Raw genomic sequence first — 21,504 nt, 5'->3', positions numbered from 1 at the left:
GGGATACGAATGCGGTGCTAGCATGACACTATGCATGTGAAACTACGATATCTTGAACCTTTTTCCATGCGTCCAATTGTGCTTGCAGCTGATCAACTAACTTCGCCACGTCCTGTGTGAATGTTTCTCTATCCTGCTCGCTTAGCGCATCCTGTTCCATTTGTAGCTCTGTAGGAGCGGGAGGCGCGGGAATCAACTGAAGTAATTGCTGCAATTTGAGTTGAATTGGCGATCTGGCAGATGGTATTGCAATATCCGCAGCTTGCGGCTCCACACTCAAAGTGACAATAGCCTCCGTCACACCTGCACTAACAGGCATATGTTCATTAGTCTCCACCGTAACAGCGACCTTCTCTACTTTCGCAGATGGCGTTTTGGCAGCCACAGGCTTCGCACGTTCGGCTCGATTGTTCTGGAAAGTCGACCAAGTTTCTAGTAACTCAGGACCTGATTTATAGAGCAACTGACCTTTAATCCTGTCTGAGATGTCCTTATCCTTAAACATTTTAGCTATTTTTTTGACATCACTGACGGGCATTTCGTCTCGCGCCATAATCAGGGCTAGAGGATCGCGATGTTCCATCGGAAGATCCTTCAGTGGGAGCAGTTGATCCTCGGTGAGCTTATCTTTGCGAATTTCAGTGCCGCCAACGATGAGTTTCTTAATAGCGTTCCCAAATTTGAGCAGCTCACATTTGTTTTTGATATAGGATTCAGGCTTGCCAAGTTTACTAGAAAGGTATTTAATGGAGGAACTAAACTTCGCATCATGCATGAGCTTATGAAAAGCCTCGGCTTCCTCAATAGGAGAAAATCCTTCTCGCGTCAGATTTTCGGCAATTTGCTCCAGATAGATTTCCATTTCATCTGTAACGTTAGAAACGATACACGGTATCGCCTCTAGTCCTAGCATTTTACTAGCTTTGTACCTGCGGTTTCCGTAGATAATCTTATACCGGTTGTCGGCCGTCGTTCGCACTTTGATAGGGGAGAGCAGGCCAATTTCGCCAATGCTTTTCATTAATTCTTGCAGCGCCTCTTCATCGAACTGATAGCGGGGCTGGTCCGTGTCTTCATCAATTAGACGCATAGGAATATTATGTATATCCATCTTCATATCTCCATTCGTTCAGGTTTAACTAGCTTAATTATATATCAAGGTTGGAATCGTGGGAATGCATATCAGATAGAGAGAGGTTGTTTTAATGGGAATAGCAGGTAAAAGACGGCAGTGGTTCTATGGTTGGGTTGTTGTGGCTGTGACCTTTTTGACACTGATTGTGTCGGCAGGAATCCGTTCAATCCCTAGCATTTTCATGCTTCCCTTTGAAAAAGAGTTCGGATGGGGCCGGGCTGACGTATCCTCCGTCGTCTCGATCAACATTTTATTATACGGCCTGATGGGGCCTTTCTCTGCGGCGCTGATGGAGAAGTTCGGCACACGCCGAGTGATGCTAACTTCGTTGATCAGTATAGGTGCTAGTCTAGCGCTTACGCCGATGATGACAGCCTTGTGGCAATTTGATATTCTGTGGGGTATCTTGGTTGGATTGAGCACGGGCTGTCTGGCTAATGTACTAGGGGTGACCATTGCGAATCGCTGGTTCGTGCAGCACAAAGGTGTCGTGGTGGGTATCCTGACGGCGAGTGCAGCAACGGGGCAACTGCTGTTTCTGCCCTTACTGGCCAAAATCACAGTCGACATTGGCTGGCGCTACGCCATATATACAGCAATTGCTGTCATTGCCGTTTTAATTCCGATTGTTGCAATCTGGATGCGGAATCATCCCTATGAGGTTGGCGCAGCAGCCTATGGCTCTGATCAAGTGGTGGCACCTACACCATTTAAGGGAAATATCTTTCTAACACCCCTGCGTACACTGAGGGATGCCAGTCGACATGGCGCTTTTTGGCTGCTAGCAGGTACCTTTTTCTTTTGCGGCTTTTCTACGAATGGGTTAATAGGCACTCACCTGATTCCAGCTTGTGGCGATTATGGCATTCCTGAGGTTACCGCGGCGGGGTTATTGGCGCTAATGGGGATTTTCGATCTTATCGGGACGACGATGTCAGGCTGGCTGACGGATCGTTTTGACGGTCGCTGGCTGCTGTTCTGGTACTACGGACTGCGCGGGATTTCACTTATTTTTCTCCCGCAGGCGCTTGGATTAGGGTATACAGAACTACTTGTGTTCGCGGTCTTTTATGGTTTGGATTGGATAGCAACAGTTCCGCCCACTGTGCGGATCGCCTCAGACATTTTCGGGAAAGAGAAAGCGGGAATGGTCTTTGGCTGGATTGTGGTGGCCCATCAATTAGGCGCATCTTTTGCGGCGTTTCAAGCTGGACTGCTGCGAGATTGGCTCGGAAGCTATACAGTGCCATTTACTATGGCAGGTTTTTTATGTTTAATAGCGGCAATTATGGCTGTTCGGATTCGTCGACCACAAGCATTAATTAAATAATATTTGCCAGTTAGGGAGCGGAGATGAAATAATAGAGAAAGATGTCGAACTATGTCACCGTCTTTTGTCGAATGGGAGGATACTAACCTTGAAAAAAATACAATATATGTTTTTATCTCTCATCTTTGTCCTTCTCTTCTCCTCTTCCGAGTCTGTACTTACGATGTACAAAACATCACTGCTCCATGAATTGAAAAACACGGAATATGCCCAACTTTCGGCACAAGGCGTTGCTCTAAAGTCAGTCATTAATCGTAATTTTAATTTGATGGTAAGTCTGGAAGCTTACGTGAGTGCCAATTTCCTACGCGATAAAGATGATGTGGAGATTCAGTCTTATCTGCAAGCTCTCTATACCGGGGCGCAGGCATCTGCGTTCAATGTCATTATTGCGCCTCAAGGTATTATGAAGTATGTATATCCCATTAAAGGGAATGAGAGTATCCTCAATTGGAATCTATTGAAGGACCCGCGTGCCAATGTGCATGAGCAAGTTTTACATACGCTTGTAACGAAGAGAATGACAATCGAAGGACCTTTTCAACTGCTTCAAGGTGTGAATGGGGTGGTAGCGCGTAAAGCCTTATTCCAGGATGGTACATTCTGGGGCTTTGTTTCGGTCGCTATTAATATGGATCAACTGCTTGTTGAAGCAGGGATGGATGGGGAAGGCTCGAATGGGCTGCGTATGGCGATTCGAACCCATGGGAATGCTGCATTCTATGGTGACAATAACATATTTCAAGAATCAGCTTTGATCACTGTGATCGATCTGCAAGATACGAAATTGGAGCTTGCGGGGATTCCTACGGCCGATGCCGTTAAGTCAATTGATGAGCAGATTGTGATAATTCGAGGCGCTATCCTGTTTGTTCTGATTTTAGGGTTGTTCTTTATCTTCTATATTATCCGGCAGCGGGATCGTTTAAGTCAGTCTGTTAAGGAAAGAACGCTGGAGTTGCAAATTGCGAATGAAGATCTGACCGCAGCGAATGAAGAACTGCTGGCCGGGCAGCAGGAACTGCAGGAGTCGGCCAAACGGATGCTGGAATCCGAGCAGCAATTATCTTACATGGCTTACCACGATGTATTAACAGGTATACATAATCGGGCACATTTTCAAATGGTTTTGAAAGAGCAAATTGTCTGTAATGAAGTGAATGGCACTACGCTGGCCGTACTTTTCTTTGATCTCGATAATTTCAAAATGGTGAATGATTCACACGGACATCATATGGGCGATTGTATGCTGCAAGAGGTCGTGAAACGGATTCAAGAATCCAAGCTGGTGTATCACACCTTTGCCAGATTCGGTGGCGATGAATTCGCCATTTTGTTGGAGCATTGCTCTACGGAGCAGGAAATTCAAGCCTATTGTGAACAGATTAATGAGGTCCTGCAGCCGGCATATATGCTGGCGAATCATGCCTTCTTTATTAACGTGAGTATCGGTATCGTCCAGTACCCTCATGGGGGGACAACGTGGGATGCGCTGCTCAAGAATGCAGATATCGCTATGTATATGGCTAAGAAAGAAAGCGGCAGCTCCTACAGCTTCTTCAATCAACAAATGGCGATGCACTCGATCTTGAAGCTCGAAATGGGGAACCATCTTCGTGAAGCGCTGGATCGGAATGAACTCGAAATTGTGTATCAGCCACAAATTGATTGCTTGAAGGGAACAATCGTAGGTGTCGAGGCACTTCTGAGGTGGAATCATACGACCAAAGGGTACATTTCACCTGCGGATTTTATTCCAATCTCCGAGGAGCTGGGTATGATTGATGCCATTGGCGAATGGGTACTCCGCGGTGCATGCCATCAAATGAAAGCTTGGCATAGCGATTCGGATGAGCGCCTTTCCATATCGGTAAACATTTCTGTCAAACAATTGAATGATGATCGTTTTGTTGATAAGGTGATCGCTATTCTCGAGCAATCGGGGCTGGAAGCCAAATATCTAGAGATGGAAATCACCGAGAACGTGGCAATGCAGGACGAGCAGATGGAAGTACTGCATAAGTTAAGGCAACTTGGTATCTCGATTTCAGTTGATGATTTCGGAACGCACTATTCGTCTTTAAGCTATTTGAAAAGATTCCCGGTGACCAAAATCAAACTAGACCAATCATTTATCCGCGGCGTACAAACGGAAGCAAAGGATCGCGATATGATCAAAGCGATCATATCTGTTGCGAATGCTTTTCAGCTGCAGATCATTGCTGAGGGAGTAGAAACAGAAGAGCAGGCGGATTTCTTGGTGACGAATGGCTGCAGTCAAATTCAAGGCTATTATTTCTTTCGACCTATGAGACCTGAGCACATGCATGCGGCATTGAGCGAACGGTTACAAGATAAGTTAGCTTTCTTAGCCGCTACATCGTAAGGTAGTTGTGATTCATTACTTCATATAACCAAAAGAGGTGTCCCATTGATCTGGGGCACCTCTTTTTTAGGTTAACTACGTATGCAATTTCTGCTAGAGTGCAACGATTTGCTTCTGCTTTTGCTGGAAGTAGACCCAGTGTTGAAAGCCGATTTCCTTCAGTGTTTTCTGAACCTCTTCCCAGTCATCCGCTACTCGACTCGGCACATGAGCATCCGATCCGAAGGTAACTTCAACTCCGTAATGCAGCGCACGTTCGAGAATTTCGTGAGAGGGGTACCAGCCGCCGACATCTTTGGTTTTACCTGACGTATTAATTTCGATCGCTACACCAGATTCACCAATCATTTTCAGCGTTTCATCAACCTTGGGCGTGGAGATATCGGAGAAAGCAGGATAGAAGCCCTTCATGGCATCGATATGCCCTAAGATATTGAACATGCCGGAGCGTGCCGACTCACCAATCAGGCGATAATACTCTTCTTTTTGGGCGATCTGCTCGGCTTCGTTCAGGCTCTTCCAGCGGTTGCGGTTAAAAATACTAACGCCGCCTGAAAGATGAACAGATCCAATGATGTAATCGAACGGGTATTTTGCGTATTCTTGCCGATAGATATCCGCATACTCTGGGAAATAATCAGATTCTACGCCGAGAAGGACGTTGATTTTATTCGCATATTCTTGTTTGAGGAGAAGCACTTCCTCGATATAACGCGGAAACTCACTTTTCGCCATCGCGATCGCGGGTTGGGCATGATCTTCTTTACTTCCGAAATATGGAGAATGGTCAGAGATCCCGATCACTTGAAGGCCGCTCGCAATGGCCGCTTCTATATAGTCGCGAATCGTATCTTGCGCATGTCCGCATCGATCATGATGCGTATGTAGGTCGAATTTCATTGCAAGGCCTCCTCTATGAATGTGCTTTAGCCATACCAAAACCGTAAGCCAAACTATTCTGAACCGATAAATTGCGTTTCCGGCATTCCTTTAAGATCGCGCAGAAATTGCTGCATCGCAGAATTCAAGTAACGTCCTGACTTATATACTACGCCTACCGGATGGGTAATATCCAGTTCGTTTACTTTTACCATTTTCAATGTGCCATGTCGCAATTCATCTGCGACTGACATCTTCGATATAATCGCAACACCGAGATTGAGCTCAACCATGCGCTTCACTTCCTCGCTGCTCGACAGCTCCATCACGATATGAGGAGAAACATCATAGTTTTTGAAAATCTGATCGACAAAACGCCGACCTGCTGTTTCTGGCGAAAGCATGATAAACGGAATGTTTCGGAGTTTCTCGATCGATAGGTGAGTGAAACGACTTAAAGGATGGTTGGTGGATACAATCAATTCGAAATTATCATAGTAAAGCACCGATGTTTCCAAGGATTGATTTTTCTCAAATAAGTATGTAATCCCAATATCAATTTGGCTGTTTTCTACTGAGGTCATAATTTGAGAGGAAGTCATGGAATGAATCGTCGTTTTGATTAATGGGAATTGATCTTGAAAATAAGAGAGTACACGAGGCAATATTTGCATGGCAATTGAGGTTGTCGTACCAATATGGATATGACCCTGCGGAGTCTGACTGAGATCGGACAAACGCTGCTTAAGGTCGTTGGCAATCCGCAATATTTTCTCTGCATGCTCTAAGAAAAGTTTCCCGCTATCCGTTAAGGTAACAGGCTGATTACGATCGATGAGAATTGCGCCGAATTCGTCTTCAAGGCTTTTAATTTGGGCGGAAACGGCAGGTTGGGTCAAGTTAAGAATCTCGCCAGCTTTACGAAAGCTCATCGTTTTGGAAATCGTGAGCAGCGTCTCTAACTGGTTCATATTCATGCGCATACCTCCTGCTTGCTGGATTAGGATACAAATAAAATTTATCGAAATTGTAAAGGACATAAAAACCTTTTGTAACTTTATTATATGATAGGAAGCGCTGCGTAGGCAACCTAGAAGGATACTGGCTAGGATACGGGCAAAGTACGTTAACTCAGAGAACGAAACTCAATACTGAAAACTGAAAACCAAAACCGAAAACCGCACTGCCTTGGCATCCAAGGTAGTGCGGTTTTGTGTCCAATGCTCGTAACCTGCGCATTATCCAGTGTTATCTGCTTTAGTCTGATATATTCGAACTAACCATCAATGGGAGATGAGGAAGTTTGAAACTTCGCTCATTTGTTAGTTGATTCCAGCTGCGCAATGAAATCCAGTAAATCCGTACAGACCAAGTCCGGCGTCAAGCCCGCCGACGCCAGCTGCTCGTCCACATTGTCTGGCGTCGCAACGCCTGTCAAGACCAGTGCCGTGCGGCACCCCGCCATCGCGCCTCCGCGGATGTCGGTATGCACGTTATCGCCGATGACCCAGACATCGGCGGCTGGCAGACCGAGCCGATCAATGGCATACGCCATAATGATCGGCGAAGGCTTACCGATCACCACCGGCTCCACGCCGGAGGCGGCGGTGATCGAAGCGGCCAGGGAGCCAGCCCCTGGCATCAACCCGCCATCCGACGGAAGCATCCGGTCGGGGTTGGTTAAGACATAGGTCGCGCCATGCTTCAGAAGGCGGACCGCTTCCGTCAGCTTCTCATAGGAGAAGCTGCGGTCAATGCCCTGGACGACGTAATCCGGCGTCGTCCCGCTGATAGCGAAGCCGGCTGCGTCCAAGGCAATCCGCAGACCGTCTTCGCCGATCATGTGCACGCGATTGCCCGCATGCTGCTCGGTTAAATACTGAGCGGCCGCTTGTGATGATGTGTAGACGGCCGCCGCAGGTACTTCGATGCCGAGCGCTTGCAGATGCTCGGCAACCTGTTCCGGGGTACGAGACGAGTTGTTCGTCACCAGGAGATAGGGGAGTTGTTCTTGGTGCAACCACTGCAAGAATGCAGCGGCACCAGGAATCGGTTCATGTCCCCTGTACAGAGTACCGTCGAGATCGATTAAAAATCCGTTCATCCTGTTGCTGCTCCTTTGGCCGAGTAAGTTGTTGTTGGAAGTGTGATTTCAACGATCGTTCCTTCCTCCAGTTTACTGCGTATATTCATGAAACCACCATGTGCTTCAATGATCCTATAACAGACCATAAGGCCAAGTCCAGTTCCTTTTTCTTTGGTACTATAAAAGGGTTCACCCAGCTTCGGCAATCGCTCAGGCGCAATCCCGCAGCCTTGATCTATAAAACGGACCGTAATCTGGTCCCCTGGACCGTTAAGCTCAGCCTGGATATGCAGGGTTCCACCTTGCGTCATGGATTCTAGGGCATTTTTCATAATATTAATAAAAACCTGTTTAATTTGATGTTCGTCACATGTAACAGGCGGCAGCCCAGAGTCAACCTCGGCATCGATTTCAATATTACCAAGCAACGCTTGAGGTTGAAGCAGCTCTACCGTGCTCATAACGATCGTGTACAAAGTTCTTGTAACGAAATGGGTAGCTTGCGGTTTAGACACAAATAAGAATTCATTCACGATAAATTCGATGCGCTGAAGCTCTTTTTGCATAATCTCTACATAATACTGTTCCTTCGCGGAACTTGTATGGAGCAGTTTCAGAAACCCTTTTAAAGCGGTTAATGGATTCCTAATTTCATGTGCCACACCGGCAGCTAATTGACCGACGGCTGAGAGTTTGTCAGATTTGATAAGTAACTCCTGCGTTTTCTTCAACTCTGTGATATCACTGAACGTAATGACAGTGCCAAGAAGTTGGCCGCTCCCTTCAAGCATAGGGCTAGACATATATTCAACAGGGAAGCTTGTACCATCCTTTTTCCAAAAAAGATCTTCATTAACTATCGAGCCTTCACGCTGCAGCATGGTGCTTACAGTCGAGCTTTCCTCTATGGGAACGAAAGAGCCATCCTGCTGTGCAGGTCGAATAAGATTATGTATGCGACGTCCCAACATTTCGTCAACTTTCCAGCCGGTAATCGATTCCGCTGCTTTATTCCAGAAAATCGTTCTTCCATTTGTATCAATCCCATAAATGCCCTCAGAAACCGAATTTAATATGAGTTGATTCTGTTTATACAATTTATCAATTTCCTTTTTCTGCTCTCGTATTTCGGTCAAGTCCTTGAGTATCGCGTAGACGCCAACGATTTCACTGCCCACGATCGTAGGGACGAAGGTGACATTAGAGGGAATGGGCTGTCCATTTTGATGCAGGAAGGAAGCTTCGAAATTTTGTGGCATTCCCGTAGAAGCTACCTGGAAATGATGCAAGGTTTTGACTAAATCAGGTGGATGAATCATGGGAAGGAAAGAAGGAGACTTCGACGTTTCAGGGCAGAATCCAAGTAAACTTTCTAATCCATGATTGGCAGAAAGAATCTCACCGTCTAAGCTAAATGAGATAATGGAATCAGGATGATTATCAAACAGTGATTTATATCGTTCAAGCGATTCCGAGATGAAGTCTTGACGCCGCATAATTATTCGCTTTCCAAAGAAGGAAAGTAGTACCAATAAGACGAATAAACCAATATCGAAAAAGATCACTGCCAGATGGGTTTGTTGGAAATAGGATAGTTGATGTAAATAAAAGACATCAATTCCAATGAGTATAAGTGCAATTGCAAGGTAAAAAGTCAATTTTCTGGAAGAAGTTGAAGGGGGATGCATCGTCATTGACTTTCAGCTCTCCTTTTCGAAATTCTAACTACTAGTTTAACAGGATTAGACAGCAATTTGTATAATTTTCCAATGGTGATTATTTGTTAGATTTCATATTTTTTTGATTTATTAGATGAAGTGCACGCCATTTACTCCTCGATAATTTAAGTATGCAGGTTAAATAGGGGGCGTGTATCTGAGTAGATGGAACTATTTTTGTGAAAATGACAGTATACTTGTCCCGAAATTTTAGGTATAATGTTGAAAAAGGTCGTTTTTCTGCGGAACTTATTCACAAGTGAGATCGGAGCGGAGCTATGAAGGCTGAGTACATAAATCCCTTTTTGGAGTCGGCTAGAATCGTCATTGAGCAAGTTGCTAACATTCGTCCTACCACTGGGCAGCTCGGCGTTAAAGACGTCAAATTTGTGGAGAAGTACATCTGGATTCAAATTGGAATGACCGGACAAATGGAAGGCGATGTTGTTTTCGGCCTGGCTGAAGATGTCGCTTTGAGAATGGTGTCTGCCATGATGGGCGGATTCGTCATTACCGAAATGGATGAAATGGGCAAGAGTGCTATTTCCGAACTTGGTAATATGATTAGTGGTAATGCTAGCACAATGCTCTTCAATCAGGGCGTTCGGGTTGATATCACACCACCTAAGATTGTCCAATCTGCAACGGCAGCAGGATTTGTGCCGAAGAAAGCATTAACCATTCCTTTAATTATGGATGGCATTGGCGAACTAGACATTCAAGTGATTATTACGTAATATAGGTTAGAACAAGTGGAGTGCCTACAATAAGGTAGCTCCATTTTTTTGTTGTGGAAGGAGCGGGCAAGCGTTGAATATCACAGGTAAAGTTGTCTTGATCACAGGGGCTTCAAGTGGCATTGGTGCCGTGATGGCGCAGCAATTTGCAGCCAAAGGAGCTATTCCCGTCTTGACGGCACGGAGTACAGGCAAATTGAAACAGATTGCATCAGGCCTGCAAGGGCGACACGGGGTCTATGCGATGGATGTGACGAAAACCGAAGAGGTTCATGAGGTTGTTCAACAAATCATTGCTGAATTCGGGCGTATTGATATTTTGATCAATAATGCAGGGTTTGGCATATTCGAATCCTTTGTGGATGCACCGTTGGCACACTTCGAAGAAATGATGGATGTCAATTATTTGGGGTTAGTGCGATGCACACAAGCTGTTCTTCCTCATATGTTGAAGGCGGGCAGCGGTCATATCGTCAATATTGCTTCGATGGCAGGCAAAATTGGATCAGCGAAATCTACTGGTTATTCGGCAACGAAGCATGCGGTGCTTGGTTTTACGAATAGCTTGCGACAAGAGCTTTCGAAGTCAGGAGTTTCTGTAACCGCCATTAACCCAGGCCCAATCGCGACACCATTCTTCGATAAAGCGGATCCGAGCGGCAATTATGTAAAAAACATCGCGTGGTTCATGCTCAAGCCTGAAAAAGTGGTCAAAGAGCTTATCCATGCCGTTGAGAAAAATATCCCAGAGAAGAATCTGCCTTTTGTAGCAGGAGTTGGGATCAAACTATTCCATATGTTCCCCCGCTTGTTCGACAAGCTGGCTTCAGGGATCATGAATAAAAAATAAAGCGGCTCCCAGTCCTTGGATTGGGGTCGCTTTTTTTGTGGGTAAGACTTGGTAACCGAAGTTCGTTTACTCCGAATCAGGCTTCGCAACTTGCTTGGCTTGATTGAGCGCACGAATCTCTTCGAAAATACGTCGCATTTCGGCTTTACCCTCGGGATGAGATTGGTTCCAATGGGACGTTAGCGCAGGAAGAGCTTTGTGCACGTGGTTAAAAAATGCCCAGACCTTGATTTTCTCGATCATTTCTGGTGAGGTGTCACCTGTAATCAGTTCGGCTGTTTTGGCAACCAAGGTATTAAAATCGTTCTCGAAATCCGTATTCATTCGTATCATCCCTTCGGATGGAAATAGAGTAGATAGACCACTTTTAGTGTACTGGATGATGGGAATGCTGTCAAAAGTGGGAGGCAGAGGCCTATTTTCAACCGATTCTAGCCCACAAGGAAAGATTTTCCGATTATTTTTCCTTTAACGATTGTTTACTCCCCTTTTTTATCCTAAAATAAGGTAGTATGAAATGGGTCTTTTTACCTGTAGGCTAGGGGGGTTAACTATGGAGTCACTGAGAGAGATATTTAACAGCGACTTTAACACATTGGATAAGGGCTTACAGGGACAGATATATAAAGATTTCTATGTGCTCGTGTATCCCATGATTAACTTTATTTTGAGAGATCACGCAATGGTAGAGGACATTATCCAAGAGTCGTTTCTTCGCGCGGTTCATAAATCTTATTTGCTCACGGAGATCGATAAATATGAAGGGTGGCTCAAAAGGCTTACCCGGAATGTCACACTGAATCATTTGCGGAAACATAGACGTAATCGAGATGAATTGGAAACAGAAATGGAAATGATGTTTTCTATCAAAGAATCAGCCCCAACTTCGGATTATTCATCCCCGCCAGACGTAGAAGTTGAAATGAAAGTCATGCGGGAAGCATTAATTGCCTATATCAATGAACTGAACCCAGCTTATCGGCAAATTATCGCCATGAAATGGATTCATAATTTATCCTACAAGGAAATGGCGAGTGAACTCTGTGTGACAGAAGGCGTTGTTCGACAAAGGCTGTTTCGTGCGCGCGATGTCATTAAGCAGAAGTTCGTTAATGAGTGGGGATCGGTGAGATAGGCCGATTTCGTGTCGATATTTGTTTGCTGAGGCACTCTGGCATATAATATGGGCATGAGGTTGGATGAGAAAAGGGGTATTTAGCATTGAGTACAAGCTTTGAACAGCTGCAGATTGCACAAACTTATTTAGATAAATTAGCACAATTAGGGATTGGTGAGCCAACGCCCATACAGGCCGAGGGCATCCCTGTTCTTTTACAAGGGAAAGACGCAATTATTCAATCCCAGACGGGTACAGGCAAAACGTTAGCCTATTTACTCCCCGCATTGGAGCGGATCGACGCTTCGCAAAAACAATTGCAAGTCCTAGTCGTTGTTCCAACGAGAGAACTAGGTATGCAAATTATGCAGGAAATTGAGAAACTGACGAGTGGTGGACCCATTCGTTCGCAATCTTTGATCGGTGGGGCGGCCATTGTTAGACAAGTGGAGAAACTGCGCCTTCACCCGCATATTGTTGTTGGTACACCTGGACGATTGCTTGAACTTATGAAAATTCGAAAACTCACGCTGCATCATGTCAAAATCGGCATTGTCGATGAAGTGGATCAAGTGTTTGAACTTGGATCTATGCAGGATGTAGAATCGGTGTTGAAAGGGATGCTTCGTACCAGTCAAATGGTATTCGTATCAGCAACGATTCCGCAAAGCACGGAAACGGCAGCTGCCAAGTGGCTGAAGGATCCCGTTATTATCAAAATTAACCCATCGCAGCGCACGGCTGAAACGCTGGAGCATCACTATGTCGTATGCCAAGAGCGGGAGAAAATCGACACACTTCGAAGACTCGTTCGGATGATCAAGCCGACCTCAGCCATCGTGTTCATTAATGTGACCGATGATATTGCACAGGTGGTTGGCAAGCTTCAATATGTAGGACTTTCGGTTGAAGCTCTCTACGGGGAGGCAAGCAAGCAGGACCGTGCCAAAGTGATGGGGAATTTCCGTGAAGGGAAATTCCAATTGCTGCTAGCGACCGATGTTGCAGCCAGAGGACTTGATATAGAAGGTGTGACGCACGTTTTCCATTTGGATGTGGCTACGAATGCGGAGTATTACCTTCACCGTGTAGGTCGTACCGGACGTATGGGCCGCGAGGGCACATCCATCTCGATCGTGACGTCCAAGGAACTTTTCATTATCGAAAAGTTCGAAAAGCAGCTCGGCATCACGATTGAGCCGAAGGCTATGTACGAGGGCCGGTTGGTTGACCCGGCCCAAGATCGCAGTGCGGCTACGATGCGCAGCCGCCGTGAAGCCGCGCGCCCAAGCGGCGCAGCACCTTCGCGCAGCGGCACCGCCGCTTCGCGTGATGCTGCCGCGCCAGCGGGCGCGGTGCGTGTCAGTGCCGCGGCGCCTGAAGCGCGCGGCCAGCGTGAGGCTGCTCCGGCGAAGCCGGCAGCGGTGGCCAAACCGGCTGCCGCGGGCAAAGCCGTCAGCAAAGCGCAGCGCGAACGCGATCGCAAGAGCAAAGGCGCGCCGCGCTGGCTCAAAGAGAAGCAGCAGAATAAGGAAGAGTAGCACGCTCCTTAACGTAAGCTACTCATTATCATCTGCGGGGTGTGAAACATGCTGAAGAAAATATTACTTATTATTGTGGCACTGGCTGTCATCGCTGTGGTGATGCTAGTCATCGTCATTCAGTATGTGAAACCTACGGAATCGCTCGATCTCCACTACAAGGAGATTTCAATTAGCAGCAAAGTTGCAGACATCATCCTTTCCCGGAAGCTGGAAGTTCGTTTAACAGAAGACGATGTGAACAATTTGGTGAAGAAACAGCTAGCCGATCACAGCGTACTGCCGAATGATTTTCGCATGGAAGGGGCTAAGCTGAATTTACAAGGTTCTACAATAGAAGCCGATGTGAATCTCAGATGGCAGGATAAGGTGCCAATTGGTGCTCATACGACGTTTACCTTAGCTTGGGAGCCGCCAAACTTGGTCATCCAGCATGTAAACACACAGATTAGAAACTGGCAGCTGCCGAGTGCGTGGCTTCAGGTGGCACCAGTTGAAATTCCACTGCAATCGTTTTTACCCAAATTAATTGGGATTAAGAATATCGTGTTTGAGAACAAGGATATTGTGATTCAATTAAAGGCATTCCAATAAGAATAATGACTTGTATACGAAAAACCCTTCAATTCCACACAAGTGGAACGGAAGGGTTTTCTCTTTCTCTTAAGCTTCAGATCGCAATGCTGGCACGCGCCACTTACCCGAGTACAAAATAATCCCAAACACCACACACATACTAACCAACACAAACCAAATGGAGACACCGACATGGAAGTGGTCCATGCCCCAGCCTACGCCGAGAGGCAAGATCGCTCCGCCTAAACCGCCAGCTGCAATGAGCGTGCTTGTGGTTTGTTCAGTACGTCCTGGCAACAGTTGATTGGCATAAATAAGGGCAACTGCGAACATGCCGGACATGAAGATGCCTAATAAGAGAATGACGGCAAAGCTGCTCCACAGACTCGTGCTAAATAACCAAACTAGTACCGTTAGTAAGCTTCCGGCAAACGACACAGCTAAATAACGGAAATACGTCATTTTCTCCGCGATCACGCCTGTAAATAGCCGGCCCACAACCATCGCTATCCAATAAGCCGTTACCGCAAGCGTTGAAATAGAGCTGGAAGCATGAAGCTGATCCTTGAAAATGGACGGTAAGAAATTAACAATCGTATTTTCCATACCGCAATATAAGAAGAATACGGCCATAAGCAAGCCTAAGAAGAGTAAAGACTTCTTGGTAAGGACCGGCGCTTTCATTGTTTTCTGCGTGCGGTCCGCCTTATGCGCCAGTAATTCATCATGTTCGCCTAAGGAGAGCTTCGACCAAATGATCCCTGTTGCAATTGCACTGATGGCTAAGAGCATGAAGGCATATTTCCATAAACCAGCAGCAATCAGCAGGCTAGAGACGAGCGGCATGAATAATGCGCCAAGCCCGAAGAATACTTCAAGTTTGCTGAAGGCAACCGCTTGTTGCTCTTTGGCAGCCATTAAAACAAAGGTGCTAATGCTGGACTCCACGAGTCCGAAAGAGACACCAGCCATGAAAGTTAGGCCTATGAATAACGGCCAGGGAGGTAATAAGGCAATCGACAGCATCGCAATGAATAAACAGACAAAAGCCAATGTAATCGTACTTCTCCGACTGATACGCCGAATTAGAAAAGGCATTGAAAGTACACCTATCATGAAGCCGCCAAATTCCAGAAATACGAGTATACCCCCGCCACTGTAGCTCCGACCATAATGGGCCAGTAATTCAGGCAATACAGCCCCCAGAATAACGTGGGTACAGCCTGTTAATAAGTAAGATAAGCAGCCCATGATCAGCAATCTTTTCATAATGACGTGGTTCCTTTAAGTTCATTTGTCCATTTTTCATTATGAGCTAATACATGCGCAATCACTTCGGATACCGAATTCACTTGGAAGGAGGCATGCTTTTTTACATCGGGATGTGCGGAATTCATCGCGAAGCTATGTGGTGTAATGCGGAACATGGAGACATCATTGAAGGAATCTCCAACACAGGCGATCTCCTCAGGCTTCAAACCTAAATGAGTAAGCAGGGTGAGCAGGGAACTTCCTTTGGAAACTTGGTGAGGCATAATGTCGAGACAATCTTTATCTGACAAATAAATGTCCAATTGATCCCCGAGTTCTTTTTCTAACAGAGCCTTGAGTCCTAATAAAATATCTAAGCTGCCAAATAAGGAAAATTTACAAACCGGAAAAGCTTCCTGCAGCGCCTGCTCCATGTCGTTTTGCACGATAAAAGGTTCAAACATTCTGACTTGGATCGCGTCCGCTGCCGGGCTGAGTCTTTCGATATAGTTGGCATCACCGGAACAAATGAATTGAACGACATCTGCATCTTTGAAAAGCTGGTAAACACGCGTAGCTAGAGATGGCTCGAATAGTTTTGATTGCAAAAGTGTCCCATCCACTAAGTGGATAAAAGCGCCATTTTGAGAGACGGAATGAGCTTGATGATCGATCTCCTGAAGGACTCGCTGCATTTCTAAATTCATTCTTCCTGAGGCTAAACAAAGGGTAATGCCTGATTCCTTCACTTGTTGCAGGGTATCGATCTCCCGCTGGGTTACTTTCTTATGATGATCTAGCAACGTGCCGTCCAAATCACTAACGATGAGTTTAATCATGGTCGTTATCTCCTCCTGCAAGTACAATTTCAACCTCATTGGCTAATAAACGTTCTTTCATTTCCTCACTCAGTGCTTGATCCGTGACAAGAATATCAATACTTTCAAAACCAACGACATGATGGAACAATCGTTTGCCGAACTTTGAATGATCCGCGAGCACGATCACTTGATCCGCATGCTGCATCATGGCCCTGACTAAATAACAATCCTCCTCATTAGGGCAGGAGAGTCCGTCTTGCGATATGCCACAGGTACCAATGAAAAGCTTATCGACGTGATATTCTTTTAACATTTCAATCGCTTTAGCACCATATACACTGTGATGCTTATTATCCAGCACACCGCCGAGCATATGAATCGTAATTTCATCTTTACGGGTGAGAATGGCCGCCGTTTCGATAGAGCTTGTGACGACAATGTTGTTCTTGGAGGTCAGGGCAGTGGCAGCATGTAAAACGGTAGTAGACGCATCCATCATAAGGTAATCGCCATCTTTCGCTAAAGCGGCAGCTGTCTTGCCAATCGTGAGCTTTGATGAGGATTCCGCTTGCAGACGTTGATCATAATTGCCGACTTCTTTAGAAAGTGTTGGAAGAATCGCGCCGCCTCGTGTGCGTACGATCGAGCCTTGCTCTTCTAATTTAACCATGTCTCGTCTAGCAGTATCTCGTGAAACATCATATAACTCGCAGATTAGATCTACGGAGATACGCTTATTTGATTTTAAGTAATCGAGAATCGCATGCAGACGTTCTTCTTGAAACAAGGATATGCACCTCCTTTACTTAAGCGTTTATAAGTGAATATAAGTATATTGCTTATTGTAATCCCTTATTGCCTTACTTTCAATACTTATTTCAAGAAAAAAAACCGTACATCACGTTAAACTAACGCTGGCACAGTTTATAAGTGAATTTTATTTAACTGCTGGTTTTTTTCGGGTTTGAATGTAGCTCGGATAAGTAATCTCGCCTGCATCTAGCTTTCGGATTTCTTCTTCGTTCCAACCGGCAATTTTGTTCGTTGCTGTCACGCCAGTCAGTTTGATTTGATAATGAGCGGCTAGGTATTGGTGAAGTGTAGCCATTTGATCTGGTGTGATTTCCCGAAGCTTTTGCTTACCATGTAGTTGACCTAGGATAACACCAATGGATTCAGCGGCTAAACTAGTGTTCGGTTGAATACGAGTACTGCCATAAGCAATGGCTGATGAGCCTACATTTTTCCCAGCAGCGATAACATTCTCATAATTTTTGAGCAAAAAGCTGCGCAATGGCATGCCGTATTTATCTGGGCGTCCCATCTCAATGCCCCACTTGTTCGCACTCGTTCCTTGCAAATCAAGGGGATAGCCGCCAATGCTTACATTATCCCAGAACATCGTACCTGCGAGGAGGTCAGATGGTTTCAGCGTGTAATCCATTTCATAGTGATTATACTCACGAATGTAAGGATAAGTTGGCAGTTCGCCTAGTTCAGCTTTCTCCCACCCTGGTAAAGTCTTGCGGAAATGCTGTAGAATCAGCGCGGTTTCTTTATTTCCTAAGTTGACGGCTTCTTGTACGGAAGCTGCATTGGCAGGATCCACCGTATAGATGAGCAATGCGTTAATAAGGACTTCTCCGTCTCGCTGGTTGACAGCATTGAGACCTCGTAAGAAAACACGATCATTAGAAGCATGATACGCTTTCGTCATTCCGCTTAAACCAATGGCATAGCTGTCATTGACACTGCCACCGCCGAATTGTTTGGATTTTTCTTCAGGTTTTAATGAATTGAACGTCGTATTAAATTTCTTCCAATCGACATTTTTGAACTTCATCATCATACCGGCACTCATGTATTCGATGTTTTTCTGACCGTAGAACTTCTCAAGGCCTGGGAGACGCTTCGTATCTAACCGGCTAAGTAATGCGGCCATATCACTATTGTCAACCCAATAAGAGGCTGTTATCTTCTTAACCTCATTGCTGTTCGTACGATAGAGGATAGATGGAATTTTGTGCATATAATCGGGTGTCTCGACTTGCTCAATATCTTGAATGGTTATGCCGGATTCGATGGGGATATCCTTGCTTAACTTATTCATGTAAGTTGTAAATTCAGACAGCTTGCGAATCTTGGCATTGCGGAAGCCATCGAAAAGTTCTTTCGCACGGCCCTGCACGAGCAGGTGCCCTTGATCATCACGTGTTTCATCTAGAAACAACATCTGACTTTGAAGAATTTGCCCACCGAATGCTGGATGCGGATCTAGTATTTTCACTTTCAGACCTTCATCCGCGGCAGCTCTGGCTAAATAGAGTCCCTCTAACTCGCTTCCAATCACGACGACATCTACGTTTTCAGTCGGATACGTGACGGCACTCTCATTTTTCGTTGGTTGGATTGAAGCAACCGGCACTTCACTTGCAGCGGGTACGTCATGATGTGTAACCGTTGGAGCTACAGCAGTTACGTTTGCGCTTCCTTGTTTGAACCAAATCTTGCCGAAGGAGAAGGCAGATACAAGGATTAGGAGTAAAGCGAGAGCAAGAACGAGCTGAACTCGTGGGTTACGTAAGCGCATACAAAGAGCTCCTTTAGCGTTAGTCTATATGGCTTTAGTGTACCAGTTTCACTGGGGTTTTAATAGACTTTGAGATTTGATTTTAAAAGATTTCAAACCAACACCCCCAAAAAATGACAAGCCTTGGCGAATCCTTGTAGCATAACCAGGAACCCTTCGCGAAGGCTCCATCTTATGCATAACATCATATTGAATAAGGGAGAGATTTTCTAAATGAAAAACAAACTTATGAAAAAAGTCGTAGCTACAGGTTTAGTATTAACAATGGCATTGGGTGGCGGAACTGCCGCATTTGCAAATGGAAGCCATGATAAAGATAACAAAGGAAATAATAACAACTATAGTCAAAAAAATGATAAATATGATGCCAAAGGGAACACGAACATTACAATTAATATTAATTTCAATGATATGAAAAATGCACAATGGGCTATGCGTTATATCGCTAGCTTGGCATCCAAGCGTGTTTTTGAAGGTTATGAAGATGGATCTTTCAAACCAGACAAATCCGTTAGCCGTATCGAAGCAATTACCGCTGCCGTTCGTTTGATGGGATTACGTGATCAAGCGGAATCTGCTGCCGAAATGGCAACAAAATTGAATTTTAAAGATGCAGACAAAATCCCTGCTTGGGCAGTCGGTTATGTTGCTGTAGCGCTTGAGAATGACCTATTCACTGAAAGCGATGATAGCGTTCAACCGAACCAAGAAGCGAATCGTCTATGGGCAACAACCCTATTAGTGAAAGCATTGAAATTAGATGCAGAAGCTAAAACGAAAATGAACAGTACGCTTACTTTTACAGATGCTAAGAAAATTCCTGCTGGCTCTGTAGGTTATGTGAAAGAAGCGGTTGATAAAGGTCTAGTAAACGGCTTTGAAGATAACAGCTTCAGACCAGAACAAAATGTAACTCGTGCACAACTAGCAGCATTGTTGGATCGTACAGGTGAGCAATTGCCAGATCAAGACCAAAATACAAAAACAGGAACAGTAAACACAGCTGTGTATAACAATGTACTTTCCTTAACAACAAATGGTACAACTACTGTATATACGCTTCACCCAGATGCATTCATTTTGCGTAACGGTGTGAAAGTAGCTGCTTCTGATATTGCTGTAGGCGACACGGTGAAAGTACGTTTATACAATAATACAGTTGTCTTTGCAGAAGTAACGGGCTCAGCTCCGGTAAATACGACTTTCGATATCCTTGGTACACTAACTGCAACTACAATTAATGCACAAGGCAAAATTGCTACAATCTCCATCACGCAAAACGTGAATGGTGTCAACCAAACAACGACTTACAACGTGGCGACAACGTTTGCTTTGACAGGAAATCTTGCTAACTTTACAGCTGGTCATTTGATTCAGTTGAAAGGTCAAAATCAATCCGTTACAACAATTGATGTTAAATAAGAGATAGACAATTCGTCTTCCTACATTAGAGATAGAAATATTAGAGATAGAAAAGGTTAGAACGTTTTTTACCGACAAGCTCCTTGCTTCATATGCAGGGGGCTTGTTGTGCTTTTTCTTGCATAATTTGGCAGGGAAGGTGGGAAGCTAATCTATATGATGAAAGGAGTGGTTTTAGGATGGATGAAAGCTTGATGGATACATTTAAACGGTATTATGCGGATTACAGAGGTGCAGAGGGAATTGATCAGAGCTTCACGGATGCTTATCAGGCTATGGCGTTTCATGTCATTAATCAGACCGAGCATTATGTGAAGGAAGGTAATCTTCATGAGATTCAGAATTTGATTCGTGAGTTCAAGGAAATGGGGCTTTCCACTTCGCCAAGCAATGATTCTCTAAAAGAGCAGTTTGAACAAGAACTTGTGGAGCAAGAACTCAATCGATATTCTTTTTGAAAAGGTGTTGCATAATCTACTTGCCCATGGTATATTACTGATCCGGCCAAAACGGGTTGCAGTTTTCAACGAAATTTGTAGAAAATAAAGCTTGCATCTGGTTGGATGATTATGCTATATTGTAAGTCCGGTCGCGAGAGCGAGACGGAAATTGTAGGNTTGTGGAGCAAGAACTCAATCGATATTCTTTTTGAAAAGGTGTTGCATAATCTACTTGCCCATGGTATATTACTGATCCGGCCAAAACGGGTTGCAGTTTTCAACGAAATTTGTAGAAAATAAAGCTTGCATCTGGTTGGATGATTATGCTATATTGTAAGTCCGGTCGCGAGAGCGAGACGGAAATTGTAGGGAATTGATCTTTGAAAACTGAACAACGAGTGAGTAAGCACAGTCGAGTAATCGACTATAAAAGAGATTGTAAAATCTCGCTAGCATCAAATGAGCACAAATCATCAACCCTTTATGGGCCCCGAAAAAGTAATCGGAATTCTCCTCGGAGCATCTGCTTCACTTTTTTGGGACAACTATTATGGAGAGTTTGATCCTGGCTCAGGACGAACGCTGGCGGCGTGCCTAATACATGCAAGTCGAGCGGGTTTATCCT

At 45.0% G+C, this 21,504-nt stretch carries 19 protein-coding genes and 1 rRNA gene; 10 read left to right on the top strand and 10 right to left on the bottom strand.

All coding sequences use genetic code 11. The annotated features are described in order from the left end of the window. Window positions 1-28: 28 nt before the first annotated feature. A complete protein-coding gene (locus A8709_RS13330) occupies window positions 29-1,111 on the bottom strand; it encodes a ParB/RepB/Spo0J family partition protein (protein ID WP_065852882.1) in 1,083 nt (360 codons plus the stop codon). A 94-nt stretch (window positions 1,112-1,205) separates the two neighbouring features. Here A8709_RS13330 and A8709_RS13325 point away from each other — a divergent pair, with 94 nt between their 5' ends. Then, complete coding sequence (locus tag A8709_RS13325; protein ID WP_065852881.1) at window positions 1,206-2,465, top strand: MFS transporter; 1,260 nt, start codon at window positions 1,206-1,208, stop codon at window positions 2,463-2,465. An 88-nt stretch (window positions 2,466-2,553) separates the two neighbouring features. Continuing rightward, window positions 2,554-4,851 (top strand): putative bifunctional diguanylate cyclase/phosphodiesterase, encoded by a 2,298-nt coding sequence (locus tag A8709_RS13320; RefSeq protein WP_065852880.1) that lies wholly within the window; start codon window positions 2,554-2,556, stop codon window positions 4,849-4,851. Window positions 4,852-4,944: 93 nt separating this feature from the next. On the opposite strand, the gene A8709_RS13315 is transcribed toward A8709_RS13320, so the two are convergent. The 4 genes from A8709_RS13315 to A8709_RS13300 form a co-directional block, all read right to left on the bottom strand. After that, window positions 4,945-5,751, bottom strand: a complete 807-nt coding sequence (locus A8709_RS13315; protein ID WP_065852879.1) for a histidinol-phosphatase — start codon at window positions 5,749-5,751, stop codon at window positions 4,945-4,947. A gap of 53 nt (window positions 5,752-5,804) precedes the next feature. Continuing rightward, entirely contained in the window at window positions 5,805-6,707 is a 903-nt protein-coding gene (locus A8709_RS13310; protein ID WP_065852878.1) for a LysR family transcriptional regulator, read from the bottom strand. 338 nt (window positions 6,708-7,045) lie between these two features. Beyond that, the gene (locus A8709_RS13305; RefSeq protein ID WP_065852877.1) at window positions 7,046-7,834 is read right to left on the bottom strand and encodes a TIGR01457 family HAD-type hydrolase; all 789 of its coding nucleotides are present in this window, start codon (window positions 7,832-7,834) and stop codon (window positions 7,046-7,048) included. Continuing rightward, window positions 7,831-9,510, bottom strand: a complete 1,680-nt coding sequence (locus A8709_RS13300) for a PAS domain-containing sensor histidine kinase (protein WP_065852876.1) — start codon at window positions 9,508-9,510, stop codon at window positions 7,831-7,833. Before A8709_RS13300 ends, A8709_RS13305 begins: the two co-directional genes overlap by 4 nt. Before the next feature lie 302 nt (window positions 9,511-9,812). Between A8709_RS13300 and A8709_RS13295 the strand changes: the two genes are divergently transcribed. Both A8709_RS13295 and A8709_RS13290 read left to right on the top strand, forming a co-directional pair. Beyond that, window positions 9,813-10,271, top strand: coding sequence for a chemotaxis protein CheX (locus A8709_RS13295; protein WP_065852875.1), 459 nt, complete (start codon window positions 9,813-9,815; stop codon window positions 10,269-10,271). Window positions 10,272-10,344: 73 nt separating this feature from the next. Next, on the top strand, window positions 10,345-11,121 hold the full coding sequence (locus A8709_RS13290; protein WP_065852874.1) for an SDR family NAD(P)-dependent oxidoreductase: 777 nt from the start codon (window positions 10,345-10,347) through the stop codon (window positions 11,119-11,121). 66 nt (window positions 11,122-11,187) lie between these two features. On the opposite strand, the gene A8709_RS13285 is transcribed toward A8709_RS13290, so the two are convergent. Beyond that, entirely contained in the window at window positions 11,188-11,445 is a 258-nt protein-coding gene (locus A8709_RS13285; RefSeq protein ID WP_065852873.1) for a DUF2573 family protein, read from the bottom strand. A gap of 229 nt (window positions 11,446-11,674) precedes the next feature. Here A8709_RS13285 and A8709_RS13280 point away from each other — a divergent pair, with 229 nt between their 5' ends. The 3 genes from A8709_RS13280 to A8709_RS13270 all read left to right on the top strand — a co-directional run bounded on the left by A8709_RS13280 (window position 11,675) and on the right by A8709_RS13270 (window position 14,373). After that, entirely contained in the window at window positions 11,675-12,256 is a 582-nt protein-coding gene (locus tag A8709_RS13280) for an RNA polymerase sigma factor (RefSeq protein WP_065852872.1), read from the top strand. A gap of 86 nt (window positions 12,257-12,342) precedes the next feature. Continuing rightward, window positions 12,343-13,779 carry a DEAD/DEAH box helicase gene (locus A8709_RS13275; protein WP_065852871.1) on the top strand — a complete coding sequence of 479 codons (1,437 nt, stop codon included), beginning with the start codon at window positions 12,343-12,345 and terminating at the stop codon, window positions 13,777-13,779. Window positions 13,780-13,827: 48 nt separating this feature from the next. Then, window positions 13,828-14,373: a hypothetical protein gene (locus A8709_RS13270; RefSeq protein ID WP_065852870.1), complete on the top strand. Its 546-nt coding sequence runs from the start codon at window positions 13,828-13,830 to the stop codon at window positions 14,371-14,373. 69 nt (window positions 14,374-14,442) lie between these two features. Here A8709_RS13270 and A8709_RS13265 read toward each other — a convergent pair whose 3' ends face one another. The 4 genes from A8709_RS13265 to A8709_RS13250 form a co-directional block, all read right to left on the bottom strand. Next, window positions 14,443-15,624: an MFS transporter gene (locus A8709_RS13265; RefSeq protein ID WP_084224906.1), complete on the bottom strand. Its 1,182-nt coding sequence runs from the start codon at window positions 15,622-15,624 to the stop codon at window positions 14,443-14,445. Further along, window positions 15,621-16,445 carry a Cof-type HAD-IIB family hydrolase gene (locus A8709_RS13260; protein ID WP_065852868.1) on the bottom strand — a complete coding sequence of 275 codons (825 nt, stop codon included), beginning with the start codon at window positions 16,443-16,445 and terminating at the stop codon, window positions 15,621-15,623. Before A8709_RS13260 ends, A8709_RS13265 begins: the two co-directional genes overlap by 4 nt. After that, entirely contained in the window at window positions 16,438-17,214 is a 777-nt protein-coding gene (locus A8709_RS13255; protein ID WP_065852867.1) for a DeoR/GlpR family DNA-binding transcription regulator, read from the bottom strand. Before A8709_RS13255 ends, A8709_RS13260 begins: the two co-directional genes overlap by 8 nt. A gap of 150 nt (window positions 17,215-17,364) precedes the next feature. After that, window positions 17,365-19,017 (bottom strand): FAD-dependent oxidoreductase, encoded by a 1,653-nt coding sequence (locus A8709_RS13250; protein WP_065852866.1) that lies wholly within the window; start codon window positions 19,015-19,017, stop codon window positions 17,365-17,367. 213 nt (window positions 19,018-19,230) lie between these two features. On the opposite strand from A8709_RS13250, the gene A8709_RS13245 reads away from it, so the two are divergent. The 3 genes from A8709_RS13245 to A8709_RS13235 all read left to right on the top strand — a co-directional run. Then, window positions 19,231-20,439: an S-layer homology domain-containing protein gene (locus A8709_RS13245; protein WP_065852865.1), complete on the top strand. Its 1,209-nt coding sequence runs from the start codon at window positions 19,231-19,233 to the stop codon at window positions 20,437-20,439. A gap of 179 nt (window positions 20,440-20,618) precedes the next feature. Next, window positions 20,619-20,897, top strand: coding sequence for a hypothetical protein (locus A8709_RS13240; RefSeq protein ID WP_065852864.1), 279 nt, complete (start codon window positions 20,619-20,621; stop codon window positions 20,895-20,897). A gap of 529 nt (window positions 20,898-21,426) precedes the next feature. Beyond that, window positions 21,427-21,504 (top strand): 16S ribosomal RNA (locus tag A8709_RS13235); the annotation flags it as partial.

The sequence above is a fragment of the Paenibacillus pectinilyticus genome, from assembly GCF_001700435.1.
GTDB classification, from domain to species: Bacteria; Bacillota; Bacilli; order Paenibacillales; family NBRC-103111; genus Paenibacillus_E; species Paenibacillus_E pectinilyticus.
The sequence above is the reverse complement of the archived record's forward strand: the minus strand, read 5'-3'. Positions and strand labels throughout refer to the sequence as shown.